The sequence below is a fragment of the Shewanella sp. M16 genome (assembly GCF_018224605.1).
GTDB lineage: Bacteria > Pseudomonadota > Gammaproteobacteria > Enterobacterales > Shewanellaceae > Shewanella > Shewanella oncorhynchi.
The window spans coordinates 1-14,098 of the sequence record NZ_JAGTUL010000037.1; the positions used below are offsets into that span (position 1 = coordinate 1).

Sequence of the window (14,098 nt, forward strand, 5' to 3'; positions counted from 1 at the left end):
TCCATGGCGGTCGCCCGCCGCTAAGCGGACTCCCCGGCTACGAAGACAAGCTTCTTCGCGTTCAATCATGGCTAAATACTCCGTATTGATAGCGCCATGATTTCACCCCCATGTGAGTGTAGGTCATCGCCAAGCGCCTAATTATCTCATTGAGATGTAACCAAGCCAGCTGAATAAGCTGGCTTTTTTGCGTCTGTAATTTGTGAAATCCAGCCTAGTGTCTATTTAATTAGTCAGTTTTCCTCCCATTTTTCTCTCCTTAACACATTCTTTCATTCTTCATGACATCAATAGTAAGTAATGGTTGTCGATTGTTTGTTCGTTTATTTTGTCAATGCTCCGATTTTGCTACAGCTATCTTAGTTTTCGATCGAGCCTAGCTATTGCTATTAGTTAAGCGGTTACTTACCTTATGTTTTAATTTATTGGGGTAGATAAGGATCTGAGATGAAGTTAGAGATGATTTGCACTGGGGAAGAGGTGTTGGCGGGACAGATTGTTGATACCAACGCCGCTTGGTTTGCCAGTACTATGATGGAGCATGGTGTCGAGATCCAGCGTCGAGTGACCGTCGGCGATCGCCTCGAGGATCTGATTGCGGTTTTCCAAGAACGTAGCTTACATGCCGATGTGATTCTCGTTAATGGTGGTCTCGGGCCGACGAGTGATGATATGTCTGCTTTAGCGATGGCGAAGGCGAAGGGCGAACCATTGGTTGAGAATGCGGAGTGGCGTGAGCGTTTAGAGGAGTGGTTTACCCGTAATAACCGTGAAATGCCTTTAAGTAATCTCAAGCAAGCTATGCTACCAGCCTCAGCTGTGATGGTTGATAACCCTGTGGGAACCGCTTGTGGTTTTAGAGTTAAGCTTAATCGCGCTTGGTTATTCTTCACGCCTGGTGTGCCTTTTGAGCTTAAGCACATGGTTACAGAGCAGTTTGTGCCCTTTATTCGCGAAGAGTTTAACCTTGATTCCAAGGTTGCTTTAAAGAAACTATTGACCATAGGTCAAGGTGAGTCCGCTTTGGCAGATAAGTTAGAACCGCTAGAGCTGCCAGAAGGCATTACTATTGGTTACCGCTCTTCTATGCCGCATATTGAGATTAAGATTTTCGCCCGTGGCGAGAAGGCGATTACGGTATTACCTCGTGTCGCTGGGCACATCAAAATGGTGCTGGGTACTGTGGTAGTTGCGGAAGATAAAGCCACTCTTGCCGAAGAAATTCATTATAAGTTACTCAACTCCGGCTTGACCTTAAGCGTTGCCGAGTCTTGCACTGGCGGCATGATCACCAGTCAGTTAGTTGATTTCCCTGGCAGTTCATCTTACTTACAGCACGGATTAGTGACTTACAGTAATGAATCTAAAGTGCGCGTGTTAGGTGTTAATCCTTCAACCTTAGATGATCATGGTGCAGTCTCTATTGCGACTGTGGAAGAAATGGCTAAGGGGGCAAGGCAAATTTTAGACAGTGATTATGCGCTGGCAACCAGTGGAATTGCGGGGCCCGATGGTGGCACAGATGAGAAACCTGTGGGCACTGTGGCGATCGCTTTAGCAACTCGCGGCGGTGTTTATAGTCAGATGATTAAACTACCGAGACGTTCACGGGATCTGGTACGCAGTTTAAGTGCTGCTGTGGCTTACGATATGCTAAGACGTGAGCTTTTAGCTGAAGCTGTGATCGTCGATTATCAGTCGATAGGGCGATTCAGTAAGTAACTCTTATACGGGTATATATCCGTTTATGCCCGTCAACAAAAATGCTCCCGAGGGAGCATTTTTTATGGCTGATGATCCACAAAATAATCGGTTATTTCGTGAATTTCAGCACTAATTTACCTGGGGCAACTTGAATGCTTTCGGTCATTTTTGCCATCAGTGCTTGGTTACTGTCCTTGGTATCTAGTACATACACAGGCTGGTTTTCTAAGAATTGCCTTAGATAACCCATCACCTGCGGCGTGGCACTGCTAATCGCTTTTTCAATATCCTTGGGCGTTGATTCCACTTTGACTAATTCGAGTTGGCGCAGATAGACACTGTGCGTTGCGCTGTCATACCAAGGCTTGGCTTCGAAAGTCGTAGTGAGTTTGGCACTCAATGGAAAGATCGGATTCTTAATTGATACTTGAGTTGCGGCACTTACGCTCATAGTGTCAGGTTTTACACCTAGCTTGACACTGATGTCGTTAATGCGCACTTCAGCGCCAACTAATTGATTGCCTTGTTTAACCTCAAAGTGGATCTCTTTACTGAGGTACTGCTCCATTTCATGCTCGCTGATACTGTACTGCGAGACGCAGCCGCCAAGCAGCACAGTTACTCCCAAGCAAATCGTGCGGGAAAGTTTTTTCATTAACCAGTGTTTCTCATACCCGCGGCCACACCTGCAATAGTCAGCATTAGCGCTAATTGCACATGTTCAGACGCAGGAGTTTCGGTTGTTTCCTTACGTGTCCGTGCTAATAGCTCGGTTTGTAAGAAGTTTAATGGATCGATATACGGATTTCGCAGTTTAACTGATTCGCGATTCCACGGTGTATGCGCCATTAAACTATCCGATTTTGTCAGCTCAAGCACGACTTTAATGCCCAGATCTAAGCGTTGGCGCAAGGTTTCGCCTAAGTGATGCAATTCTTTAGGTACTAAACAGGTTTCGTAGTAGCGGGCCAAATTAGGTTCCGCCTTGGCGTAGACCATTTCCAGCATTGAAATGCGAGTGCTGAAGAAGGGCCATTCCCGCTCCATATCTTGCAGTAAGCCCATCTCGCCGCGTTCACTGGCGGCTTGTAGTGCTTCACCTGCGCCGAGCCATGCAGGTAACATCAAGCGGTTTTGCGACCAAGCAAAAATCCACGGAATTGCCCGAAGGCTTTCAATCCCACCATCGACACGACGTTTGGCTGGACGGCTGCCGAGTGGTAGTTTTCCTAATTCCACTTCTGGCGTTGCCGCGCGGAAATAAGCCACGAAATCAGGTTCATCACGCACTATGCCACGGTAAGCACCCACTGATTCTTCTGCTATACGTTGCATGCAATCGCGCCATTCTTGCTTCGGCTCTGGCGGTGGTAATAGGGTTGCTTCCAATACGGCCGAGGTATACAGGGCCAAGCTTTGAACCGCGAGTTTTGGCAAGCCAAACTTGAAGCGGATCATTTCGCCCTGCTCAGTCACACGAATGCGGCCATCTACCGAACCTGGTGGTTGCGATAGGATAGCCTTGTGTGCAGGACCACCCCCGCGACCAATGCTGCCACCACGGCCATGGAATAATGTGAGCTTGACGCCCGCTTGTTTACAGACCGCCACTAACTGCTCTTGGGCGTGATACTGAGCCCAAGCCGCCGCCATTACGCCGGCATCTTTAGCTGAGTCAGAGTAACCAATCATGACTTCTTGCATGCCTTTGGTATAGCCACGATACCAGTCGATGTCGAGCAAATCGGTAATACAGGCCGCGGCGTTGTTTAAGTCGCTTAAGGTTTCAAACAGCGGTACCACGCGCATTGGGTGCGAACAGCCTGTTTCTTTGAGCAAGAGTAAAACCGTTAAGACATCCGATGGTTTACCCGCCATCGAAATCACATAGGATCCGAGTGCTTTTGCCGGATGTTTAGCAATCAAACGACAGGTATTAAGCACTTCGGCCACATCGGCCGAGGGTTGCCAGTTACTTGGGATCAGTGGACGACGGTTGCTGAGTTCACGTAATAAGAAGGCTTGCTTCTCGGTTTCATCCCAATGGTTGAAATCACCCATGCCGAGATAGCGAGTTAACTCGGCGAGCACATCGCTGTGACGGCTGGCGTCTTGGCGAATGTCGAGTCTGAGCATATGAATGCCAAAACAGGCGAGACGGCGGAGAATGTCGAGCAATAAACCGTTGGCGATTAAGCGCATACCGCAGTCGGTTAAACTCTTATAGAGCATTTCTAACGGCGCTTTGAGATCACTTTCTTGCCAAATTAGGCTCGACTTATCGACTTCAGGATTGTGGCCTTCGATGCGCGCATTCAAATAATCTATGGTATCGCGCAGTCTTTGACGAATAGATCGCAGCACGTGGCGGTAAGGTTCGCAGCTGTTATTGGTATAAGTCTTTAACTCATCATTGGCTTCTTCCATCGACAGTTCACCGACCAGCAGGACGATATCTTTTAAGAATAATCTGGCGGCAGCATGGCGGTTACGGTCGAGCACCTCTTGGGTGACTTTTGCTGTAACAAACGGGTTGCCATCGCGATCGCCACCCATCCAGCTTGAAAAGCGCACTGGCGCGATATCAATCGGTAATTGCTGCCCTGTGCGTTGCTGCACTCGATCGTTAAGTTGTCTTAAGAAGTCAGGCACCGCATGCCAGAGTGACTCTTCAATGGTGGATAATCCCCAGCGAGCCTCATCTACTGGAGTTGGGCGCTCGCGGCGGATCTCATTGGTGTGCCATATTTGCGCGATTAATTGGCGTAGGCGCAGATTGATCTGTTGACGTTCTCTATCCGACAGTTGGTCGTTTTCTTGCTCTGTTAAGCAGTCGACAATGGCGGCGTATTTTTGGATCAGGGTGCGACGGGATATTTCAGTGGGGTGCGCTGTTAGCACCAGATCAATATCCAGTGTTTTTAGACAGTCGAGCATTTTAGCTTGGTCGACACGACCATTGAGCATGCGGCCTAGGAGTTGTTCCACTGGGTCTGGCACGCAGACAAGTTCGTCGCAATTACGACTGATAGTATGAAATTGCTCGGATAAGTTAGCTAAGTTAAGAAATTGGTTAAAAGCTTTTGCAAAAGGGACTAATTCTTCGTCTGGCAAAGCTGTCAGTAACTCGAGCATTTGCTCTCTGGCGGCTTGATCGCCTCGGCGTGAGTCTTTGGCAAGCTTACGGATCTGTTCAACCTTCTCAAGAAAAGAGTCCCCAAGATGGGTACGCATAGTATCACCAAGGATTTGGCCTAACATACTCACGTTCGATCTTAATGACGCATACATATCTGTCATATTGTCTGCCATGGTTACTGACATAGTTACTCCGAATAGAAAAACATGAAAATTCGCTTTGTATATACCCAAACAACCTGAAGATGCAGGATTCAGCGGGAGTTTAATGCACTTTAGGCAAGGCAGTTATTTGCAGGCCTAGCGGGCTAAGTTAAAAATAACCAACGCAGCATAAAGTGCGTTAAAACCCGCCGGGACGGAGCACCTAGGGCACTCCACTTCCGTGTTGCATCAATTTAAAAGGTGGCCGACATTCTTTCATTGATGCGCCTTGAGTTGAAGCACCCTAGGCGCTCTGAAACTCGTATCTTCAGGTAGCTTGGGTATATAGCCCGTTAGCACAATACCTATCACTTGGGGCTATGGTCAACAGCAGAACTTATAACTTATACGACTGGCTTATCCGATATGCAACCAATCACGGTATTTGATGAAGAATATTCAATAGAAATGCGAAGTCACGCAATATTTTTTGATGATTAGTGCAAGTGAATATGAAGTGCATCATTTTATTCTTTGTAGACATGTATCTTAGCTGTTAATGAAAAGGACTGATTTTGACTCATATTGACCCTGGATAACTGAGTTATTAACGAGTTAGCTGAATGGGAGGCGTGTCTTCGATATTCCAGTTTGAGCTTAAAATATGAAAATAAATTAAAAATATATATTCACATATATTGCATAATTAGATCTTTGTGGTAGTCTAGCCATCAGTTGAGATGAGTCACCCCCTGTGACCTGTAGAGTGAATATCATGATGTACAGTATTAGCCTGACAGTGAATAAAATAACAACCTATTACGATTTCCTGCGACGATAGTCTTGTCATCATAGATATGCGCGGTTGCGTGTAAGCTATTCATCTACTCTTTAAGTTTCTTTGATTCGGTTAATAAGACAAAAAACATGAAAAATATCGCCATTATTGGTGCCAGTGGTTACACAGGCGCGCAACTGACCGCTTTAATCCATGCAGAAGCAGAACTGACGATTCAAGGGTTGTATGTTTCTGAAAACAGTTTAGATAAAGGTAAGCCTTTAGCGGATTTGTATCCTAGCTATAGCCATATCGCATTAACGCTGTCGCCATTGTCCGATGAAGCTAAGGTAAAAATCGTTGCCGAAGCCGATGCCGTGGTGTTAGCGACTGAGCACTCGGTGAGCCTGCATTTAGCGGCTTGGTTTTATAGCCAAGGGTTAGCGGTATTCGATTTAAGCGGTGCTTATCGTTTTAGCGATGTGGCGCAATATCCGAAGTGGTATGGCTTTGAGCATGAATATCCTGAAGTTTTAGCCAAAGCCGTGTATGGCCTTGCCGAATGGAATACTAAAGAAATCGCTGCGACTAAGATGATTGCCGTGCCAGGTTGTTACCCGACCGCATCATTGACAGCGTTAAAACCGCTAGCGAGTTTACTGACATCGGCTTATCCGGTGATCAATGCCGTGAGCGGCGTAACAGGTGCGGGCCGTAAAGCGCAGTTACACACCAGTTTTTGTGAAGTGAGCCTGACACCCTACGGCGTATTAGGCCACAGACATCAACCCGAGATCGCCACTCAGCTTGGTCAAGAAGTGATATTTACCCCGCACCTTGGCAACTTTAAGCGTGGCATTTTAGCGACCATTACCGTGCAGCTAAAACCAGGCACTACGACTGCCGATGTGGCAGCGGCCTATAGCGTGTATGACAAGGCGCCATTGGTAACCGTAAAGCACAATCAGTTCCCGAAAGTAGACGATGTGGTGCTGACACCCAACTGCCATTTAGGTTGGAAGTTTGATGAGAATAGCGGTTACTTAGTGGTAGCCAGTGCCATCGATAACTTGATGAAAGGTGCTGCCAGCCAAGCGCTGCAATGCATAAAGATTCATTTTAACCTTTAATTGTTCATCCTTATTTAAGAGAGTCGTCAAGATGTCTACAAACAACTCAGTATTAGTGCTTAAAGTGGGCGGCGCGCTGCTGCAATGTGAAATGGGGATGGCGCGATTGATGGATACGGCTGCGGCTATGTTAGCCAATGGTCAGCAAGTGTTGATGGTACATGGCGGCGGCTGTCTGGTGGATGAGCAGTTAGCGGCTAATGGTATGGAGACCGTCAAGTTAGAAGGTTTACGTGTGACTCCGCCAGAGCAAATGCCGATTATTGCCGGCGCACTTGCTGGCACTTCGAACAAAATCCTTCAAGGCGCAGCGACTAAGGCTGGCATTGTGAGTGTGGGTATGAGTCTTGCCGATGGCAATACTGTTTCGGCTAAGATTAAAGATGAGCGTTTAGGCCTTGTTGGCGAAGTCACGCCAAACGATGGCACTTATCTTAAGTTTATCCTCGAGCAAGGTTGGATGCCGATTTGTAGCTCTATCGCCATGATGGACGATGGTCAAATGCTTAACGTCAATGCTGACCAAGCGGCGACGGCCTTAGCTAAATTAGTGGGCGGCAAGTTAGTGCTGCTGTCGGATGTTTCTGGGGTGCTCGATGGTAAAGGCCAGCTCATCCATAGTTTAAATGGCAAGCAGATAGCAGACCTTGTTAAGCAAGGTGTGATCGAAAAGGGAATGAAGGTCAAAGTTGAAGCTGCGCTCGAAGTAGCACAGTGGATGGGGCAGGCGGTACAAGTTGCCTCGTGGCGTGATGCAAGCCAATTAATCGCATTAGCAAAAGGTGAAGCCGTAGGAACACAAATCCAACCATAAGTGGAGTAGGTTATGAAGCATTTACTATCGATAAAAGACTTAACCCAGCAGCAGTTACAGGATCTAATTGCCTTGGCAAAAACGATCAAAGCCAATCCGGCTGAGTATCGTCATGCGCTGGATGGCAAGAGTGTGGTGATGTTATTTGAAAAGCCCTCACTCAGAACACGCGTTAGCTTTGATATCGGTATTAATAAGCTCGGTGGCCACTGTTTATACCTAGACCAGCAAAATGGTGAACTGGGAAAACGGGAATCGGTTGCTGACTTTGCTTCTAACCTGTCATGTTGGGCCGACGCAATTGTGGCGAGAACCTATTCACACACCACTATCGAACAATTAGCCGAGTTCGGCTCTGTGCCCGTGATCAATGCGCTGTCGGATCTTTATCATCCTTGCCAAGCCTTAGCTGACTTTTTAACACTGGCAGAGCAGTTTGAGGATGTCAGTAAAGCTAAATTAGCTTATGTTGGTGATGGTAATAATGTCACTCACTCGCTGATGTACTGTGCGGCTATTCTCGGTGCCACCATGACAGTGATCTGCCCTGCGGGTCACTTTCCTGATGGCTACGTAGTGGCAGAAGTGCAAGAGCTCGCCAAACGATATGGCGGCAAGATAGTGCTGACTTCAGATATCGATGCGATTGAAGGTCACGACGCTATTTATACTGATACTTGGATTTCAATGGGCGATCCAACGCCTTTGTCGGATATCAAAGCGAAGTTTGCACCATACCAAGTAAACAAAGCTTTGATGGCGAAAGCGGGCGCTAACTTCTTTATGCATTGTTTGCCCGCCCACCGTGGTGTAGAAGTAACAGATGAAGTGATGGACGGTGCAGGCTCCTTAATTCTGCAACAAGCCGAAAATCGGATGCATGCCCAAAATGCGGTACTGGTAACCTTATTTAGTTAAATTAACCCTGTTTAGCAGCCTGTTTTCTCCTTGAGAGAAACGAGTCATAGGAATTTAAGATGTCTATCGAGATAAAAAATACTGGCGTGAAAAAAGTGGTTTTAGCCTATTCAGGTGGTCTAGATACCTCGGCCATTATTCCTTGGTTAAAAGAAAACTACGATAACTGTGAAATCATTGCATTCTGCGCCGACGTTGGCCAAGGCGAAGAAGAGCTGGTTGGCTTGACTGAAAAAGCCTTAGCTTCAGGTGCTTCTGAATGTCATATCGTCGATCTAAAAGAAGAATTCGTTAAAGACTATATCTACCCAACGATTGCGAGCGGTGCGATTTACGAAGGCACTTATTTACTCGGTACGTCAATGGCGCGTCCTATTATTGCTAAAGCGCAGGTTGAAGTGGCCCGTAAAGTGGGCGCCGATGCTCTGTGTCACGGTTGTACCGGTAAAGGTAACGACCAAGTGCGTTTCGAAGGTTGTTTCGCGGCATTAGCACCTGATTTAAAAGTGATTGCACCATGGCGTGAATGGACTATGCAGAGCCGTGAAGATCTACTGGCCTATTTAGCTGAACGTGACATCAAGACGTCAGCGTCAGCGACTAAAATCTATAGCCGTGATGCCAACGCTTTCCATATTTCCCATGAAGGTGGTGAGTTAGAAGATCCATGGAACGAGCCAAGCAAAGGCGTATGGACACTGACTGCCGATCCTGAAGATGCACCGAACAAGCCTGAATATGTGTCGCTAGAAGTAGAACATGGCCGTATCACTAAAGTGAATGGTGAAGCCCTAACGCCTTATGCTGCACTGATGACATTAAACGCCATTGCTGCGCCACACGGTGTGGGCCGTATCGACATTACCGAAAACCGTTTAGTCGGCATGAAGTCCCGTGGCTGTTACGAAACACCCGGCGGCACTGTGATGTTCGCAGCACTACGTGCGATTGAAGAGCTCGTACTTGACAAAACCAGCCGTAACTGGCGTGAGCAAGTTGCCACACAAATGGCGCATTTAGTGTATGACGGCCGTTGGTTCACGCCACTGTGTAAGTCACTGCTGGCAGCATCTGAATCATTGGCTGAATCAGTTAACGGTGAAGTTGTGGTTAAACTCTACAAAGGCCAAGCGAGCGCAGTGAAGAAACGTTCACCTAACAGCTTGTACTCTGAAGCGTTTGCGACTTTCGGTGAAGATCAAGTGTACGATCAAAAACATGCCGAAGGCTTTATCCGCCTGTACTCATTGGCGAGCCGCATCCGCGCACTCAACGCTAATGATGTAAAGTCTAAGTAATAGGTCGTTTAAAAGGGCGCCTAGCGCCCTTTTTTGTTTTTAGGTTTTGATTTAGTTTTTGATTCAGATGAGTCGATTTCAAATAAGCAGTGAGTAAGGGGAGTTAGCATGGCTTTATGGGGTGGAAGATTTCAGGGCGAAACGAGCGCGCTATTCAAATTATTCAACGATTCGTTACCTGTGGATTATCGCTTGTTCGAACAGGATGTGGTCGGCTCCATTGCTTGGGCGGATGCGATTGCCAGCGTGGGAATTATCTCAGCAACTGAATGCCGCGACTTGAAAAAAGCGCTTAATGACTTGCTGGTGGAAGTGCAGGGCGAGCCGGCGATTATTCTTGCCTCGGGCGCCGAAGATATTCACAGTTTCGTCGAGTCGGCTTTGATTACTAAAGTGGGCGATCTCGGTAAGAAACTGCACACTGGCCGTAGCCGTAACGATCAAGTTGCCACCGATTTAAAGCTTTGGTGTCAATCCGAAGGCAAAGCATTACTCGCGCGCCTTCAAGGCTTACATGCTGAATTACTGGCGTTGGCAGAACGTGAGTTTGATGCGGTAATGCCTGGTTATACTCACTTGCAGCGCGCGCAACCTGTGACATTTGGCCACTGGTGTTTAGCGTATGTGGAAATGACTGAGCGGGATATCAGCCGTTTAAGCGATGCGTTAACCCGCGCGAATACCTGTCCTTTAGGTTCTGGAGCATTAGCAGGCACAGCTTATAAGATGGATCGACATGCTCTGGCCGCGGCGCTGAATTTTGCCTCGCCAACGCTGAATAGCTTAGATAGCGTATCAGACAGAGATCACGTGGTAGAGCTTTGTTCAACCGCATCGATCAGCATGATGCACTTAAGCCGTATGGCTGAAGATTTGATTTTCTTTAACTCAGGTGAAGCGAACTTTATTTCCCTGAGTGATGAAGTGACTTCGGGTTCATCCCTGATGCCACAGAAGAAAAATCCAGACGCATTAGAGCTTATCCGTGGCAAAACTGGCCGGGTTTATGGCAGCTTAGTGGGCATTCTCACTACGATGAAAGCTCTACCTTTGGCGTACAACAAAGATATGCAGGAAGATAAAGAAGGCCTGTTTGACGTGGTCGATAGTTGGGCAATTTGCCTCGATATGGCGGCGTTAGTGTTGTCAGGTTTGAAGGTCAATCGCCCTAATGCGCTGTTAGCGGCACAGCAAGGTTATGCAAATTCTACTGAGCTTGCAGATTATCTCGTGTCTAAAGGCATGCCTTTCCGTGAGGCGCACCATGTTGTGGGTGAAGTCGTGGTTGCTGCGATAGCGAAGCAAATTCCGCTGGAGGAATTCTCTTTGGCCGAATTAAAAACCTTTGCCATCCTCATTGAGGATGACGTTTATCCCAACCTGACTATTGAAGCCTGTTTAGCGAAGCGCGATGTGCTTGGTGGGACAGCTCTGCCGCAAATTCAGCAGGCGATCGCGGCTAAGAAAGCCCGCTAAAGTAAGTTGTTCAAATCAACAAGCCAATAAAAAACGCGACTTAAGGTCGCGTTTTTTATTGGGCCACAATTAGTGGTAATGACTTTTTAGCATTTGTTTATTGGAATAAATCATCAGTTGGTGCATCGATGAATAAATTGTTTTCATCCTGAGTTTCGCTGATGTATTCCTTCGGCTCTGTACCTGAAATAAAGTACTCGAACGCACTGGTATAGTCGGTTTTACGGGTCAGTTTACCCGTCGCTAAATCGATGCGTACCGAAACTATGCCTTCTGGTGGAATCGAGGTTGTCTCAGGAGTGCCTTGTAAGACACTGTTCATAAACTCGTTCCAGCCCGGACCTGCTGTTTTCGCACCCGCTTCGGCGCCAGTTATCTGATCTTTTTCGCCGTTTGCATTCCATGCGGTTCTGCCAAGTTGGCGACCGTGATCGTCGAAACCGACCCAGAAAGTGCTAGTGATGACTGGGCTAAAACCACTGAACCAAGTGTCGCGCGATTCGTTTGTGGTACCCGTTTTACCTGCAATATCATGGCGCTTAATCAATTTTGCCGCGCGCCAAGCCGTACCTTGCCAACCCGTGCCTTTACTCCAATCGCCGCCGCCCCAGATCACGCTCTTCAGTGCTTCGGTAATGAGGAATGCCGTTTGCTCTGAAATAATTTGCGGAGCGTAGCGACCGGTTTGATTGAAACACTGCGCAACAGGTGCACTACGCTCAGCACCAGAGTCTCCACTTACGCTGAACGCTATAGAGTCGCTCGGTGTAACTGGTTGGCTAGGCTTACAGGCCAATGTAGGGTTCGCTTTTTCGATAACATTGCCGTAAGCATCTTCTACGCGATCAATATAGAAAGGTTCGAGTAAGAAACCGCCGTTAGCAAATACGTTAAATGCAGTAACTACTTGCAATGACGTGACTGAAGACGAACCTAATGCAATCGATTCGTTGCGAGGTAAGTCGTTAGGATCAAAACCAAATTCAACGAGTTGAGCAATGGTTTCGTCGAGTCCGACATGACGCATTGCACGCACAGACATAACGTTAATAGATTGCGCTAAACCCACACGTAAACGAGTGGGGCCGCCATAGATATCGGGTGAGTTTTTAGGGCGCCATGCTGTGCCTTGGCTGATATCGGGTTTATTAATTGGCGCATTGTCTATGAGGGTCGCTAAGGTAAAGCCTTTCTCTAATGCTGCGGCATAGATGAAAGGTTTTATATTCGAACCTAATTGACGCTTCGCTTGAGTCACTCGGTTGTATTGGCTTTGGCTAAAGCTATAACCACCAACTAAAGTGCGAATAGCACCATTTTTGGGGTCGAGTGATACTGTTGCGCTGGCGACTTCTGGTACTTGCGATAGTTGCAAATATTGGCCGTTATCACGGATCCAAATACGCTCGCCGACCTTGAGTATGTCAGAAGCTGATTTCGGTACACTGCCTTGACGCTTATCAGTAATAAACTTACGTGCCCACTTCAATCCATCCCAAGTAATGACTTTGGTCTCGCCCTTGGCGGTCATTATGCTGGCTTGCTGATCTGCAATGCTGATGACTGCGGCGGGTTGCAATTCTTGTACTGAAGCAATCTTGGCTAGTTCAGTTTTGATTTGAGCAGGCTCAGGTTTTTCGTCCGTCCACAATACGGCAGCAGGACCACGGTAGCCATGGCGTTCATCATAGGCATAGACGTTATTACGCAGTGCCTGTTGAGCTTTAAGTTGTAGATCCGATGAGATAGTCGTATAGACGTTGTAGCCATTGGTATAGGCCTCTTCTTCACCGTACTTCTGTACCATGTAATCCCGAGCCATTTCAGAAATATAAGGGGCATAGAGATCAATTTCAGCGCCATGATATCTGGCCACCAATGGCTCTTGTAGTGCCGCTTGGTATTCGGTTTGGCTGATGTAGCCGACTTCATTCATCCGCATGAGGACGACATTACGGCGAGCCAATGCACGCGAAGGTGACGTGATTGGATTGAGTGTAGAGGGCGCCTTGGGTAGGCCTGCAATAACGGCCAGTTCAGATAAGCTGAGTTCCTGCACGTTTTTACCGAAATACACTTGCGCAGCAGCCCCAACACCGTAGGCCCGTTGGCCTAAGTAAATGCGGTTTACGTAGAGCTCTAAAATTTCATCTTTGGTGAGTAACTCTTCAATATGATAGGAGATAAAAATCTCCTTCACTTTACGAATAATAGTCTTATCGCGGGTTAAGAAGAAGTTACGTGCGACCTGCATGGTAATCGTACTCGCACCTTGCTTTTTCTCGCCAGTGGTCAACATCACTAATGCAGCGCGAAGCACGCCAACAGGATCTATACCACCATGTTCATAAAAGCGGGCATCTTCGGTTGCGATAAACGCCTGTAGCAGAGGTTTTGGCACTTCGTCTAACGTTAGTGGAATGCGACGTTTCTCACCGAATTGAGAAATAAGTTTGCCGTCACTACTGTAAATACGTAAAGGTGTTTGAAGTTGCACATTTTTTAGTGTTGAAACATCCGGTAAATCCGGCAAAACATAAAAGTATGCTGCCACAATGGCGCCTACGCCCAAAAGGGCTAGACTGAATAGTGCTATAACAATACGTTTTAACCACTTCACCAAAATTTATCCTAATGTTCTGTTAAGTGCGACAGTATATAAGGCGCACACGTCTTGGTGAAGTAAAAACGTGAGACT

At 47.2% G+C, this 14,098-nt stretch carries 9 protein-coding genes; 6 read left to right on the forward strand and 3 right to left on the reverse strand.

All coding sequences use genetic code 11. The annotated features are described in order from the left end of the window. The first annotated feature begins 447 nt into the window (after window positions 1–447). Window positions 448–1,722 (forward strand): CinA family nicotinamide mononucleotide deamidase-related protein, encoded by a 1,275-nt coding sequence (locus tag KFE26_RS19055; protein WP_212601367.1) that lies wholly within the window; start codon window positions 448–450, stop codon window positions 1,720–1,722. A 91-nt stretch (window positions 1,723–1,813) separates the two neighbouring features. Here KFE26_RS19055 and KFE26_RS19060 read toward each other — a convergent pair whose 3' ends face one another. Continuing rightward, on the reverse strand, window positions 1,814–2,359 hold the full coding sequence (locus KFE26_RS19060; protein WP_212601368.1) for a DUF1439 domain-containing protein: 546 nt from the start codon (window positions 2,357–2,359) through the stop codon (window positions 1,814–1,816). Continuing rightward, window positions 2,359–5,028 carry a phosphoenolpyruvate carboxylase gene (gene ppc, locus KFE26_RS19065; RefSeq protein ID WP_212601369.1) on the reverse strand — a complete coding sequence of 890 codons (2,670 nt, stop codon included), beginning with the start codon at window positions 5,026–5,028 and terminating at the stop codon, window positions 2,359–2,361. Before ppc ends, KFE26_RS19060 begins: the two co-directional genes overlap by 1 nt. A gap of 885 nt (window positions 5,029–5,913) precedes the next feature. On the opposite strand from ppc, the gene argC reads away from it, so the two are divergent. The 5 genes from argC (at window position 5,914) to argH (ending at window position 11,400) form a co-directional block, all read left to right on the forward strand. Continuing rightward, window positions 5,914–6,894, forward strand: coding sequence for an N-acetyl-gamma-glutamyl-phosphate reductase (argC, locus tag KFE26_RS19070; protein ID WP_212601370.1), 981 nt, complete (start codon window positions 5,914–5,916; stop codon window positions 6,892–6,894). A 31-nt stretch (window positions 6,895–6,925) separates the two neighbouring features. Further along, window positions 6,926–7,708, forward strand: a complete 783-nt coding sequence (gene argB / locus KFE26_RS19075; RefSeq protein WP_212601371.1) for an acetylglutamate kinase — start codon at window positions 6,926–6,928, stop codon at window positions 7,706–7,708. A gap of 12 nt (window positions 7,709–7,720) precedes the next feature. Continuing rightward, complete coding sequence (locus KFE26_RS19080) at window positions 7,721–8,626, forward strand: ornithine carbamoyltransferase (protein ID WP_212601372.1); 906 nt, start codon at window positions 7,721–7,723, stop codon at window positions 8,624–8,626. A gap of 59 nt (window positions 8,627–8,685) precedes the next feature. Continuing rightward, window positions 8,686–9,924, forward strand: a complete 1,239-nt coding sequence (locus KFE26_RS19085) for an argininosuccinate synthase (protein WP_212601373.1) — start codon at window positions 8,686–8,688, stop codon at window positions 9,922–9,924. A gap of 108 nt (window positions 9,925–10,032) precedes the next feature. Then, a complete protein-coding gene (argH, locus tag KFE26_RS19090) occupies window positions 10,033–11,400 on the forward strand; it encodes an argininosuccinate lyase (protein ID WP_212601374.1) in 1,368 nt (455 codons plus the stop codon). A 97-nt stretch (window positions 11,401–11,497) separates the two neighbouring features. Here argH and KFE26_RS19095 read toward each other — a convergent pair whose 3' ends face one another. After that, window positions 11,498–14,020, reverse strand: coding sequence for a penicillin-binding protein 1A (locus KFE26_RS19095; RefSeq protein ID WP_212601375.1), 2,523 nt, complete (start codon window positions 14,018–14,020; stop codon window positions 11,498–11,500). Between the last annotated feature and the right edge of the window lie 78 nt (window positions 14,021–14,098).

What these genes read in the sequence shown, in the direction of transcription:
- KFE26_RS19055 (WP_212601367.1), top strand. Translation starts at nt 448, where the DNA reads ATGAAGTTAGAGATGATTTGCACTGGGGAAGAGGTGTTGGCGGGACAG.
- KFE26_RS19060 (WP_212601368.1), bottom strand. Translation starts at nt 2,359, where the DNA reads ATGAAAAAACTTTCCCGCACGATTTGCTTGGGAGTAACTGTGCTGCTT.
- ppc (WP_212601369.1), bottom strand. Translation starts at nt 5,028, where the DNA reads ATGTCAGTAACCATGGCAGACAATATGACAGATATGTATGCGTCATTA.
- argC (WP_212601370.1), top strand. Translation starts at nt 5,914, where the DNA reads ATGAAAAATATCGCCATTATTGGTGCCAGTGGTTACACAGGCGCGCAA.
- argB (WP_212601371.1), top strand. Translation starts at nt 6,926, where the DNA reads ATGTCTACAAACAACTCAGTATTAGTGCTTAAAGTGGGCGGCGCGCTG.
- KFE26_RS19080 (WP_212601372.1), top strand. Translation starts at nt 7,721, where the DNA reads ATGAAGCATTTACTATCGATAAAAGACTTAACCCAGCAGCAGTTACAG.
- KFE26_RS19085 (WP_212601373.1), top strand. Translation starts at nt 8,686, where the DNA reads ATGTCTATCGAGATAAAAAATACTGGCGTGAAAAAAGTGGTTTTAGCC.
- argH (WP_212601374.1), top strand. Translation starts at nt 10,033, where the DNA reads ATGGCTTTATGGGGTGGAAGATTTCAGGGCGAAACGAGCGCGCTATTC.